At 43.9% G+C, this 510-nt stretch carries 1 pseudogene; it reads left to right on the top strand.

From position 1 onward, the window contains the following. Positions 1-510 (top strand): annotated as a pseudogene (locus PKO02S_RS32160) (hypothetical protein); the annotation flags it as partial.

Genomic DNA, 510 nt, shown 5'->3' with positions numbered 1-510 from the left:
ACGGATGCGAACAGCAAAACGACGACTTATAATTACAATCCAGTAGGTCAATTGACCAGTGTCCTGAATGCGAACAATGAATTGACAAGCTATTCCTACAGCTTAGCGGGTCAAATGACTACTCTGACATTCCCGGATTCGGCAACGAAGCAAAATAAATACGACGAGCTTGGTCGGTTGATTCAAACAACAGACGCCAATGGGAAGATTGAAAAGTTTTACTATGATGCGAACAGCAACTTAAGTAAGCAAGTTGATCGCAAGAATAAGGAGTTCACGTACGACTATCATCCAAACACTAATTTGTTGTGGCGTAAAAAGGTAACAGGTGTTCCAGGGGAAACTGTAGAATTTGGCTATGACCCTGCTGGACGCCGTACAAGTATGCTTGATGAAACAGCAATTAGTGGAGTGGGATATACCTATACGTATGATCAGTTGAATGGTGCACTGACAAAGGTTACGTACCCTGATGGGCGTTCGGTTCAGTACGACTACGATGCGCAAGGG

The organism is Paenibacillus koleovorans NBRC 103111 (assembly GCF_004000845.1).
GTDB lineage: Bacteria > Bacillota > Bacilli > Paenibacillales > NBRC-103111 > Paenibacillus_AA > Paenibacillus_AA koleovorans.
The sequence above is the reverse complement of the archived record's forward strand: the minus strand, read 5'-3'. Positions and strand labels throughout refer to the sequence as shown.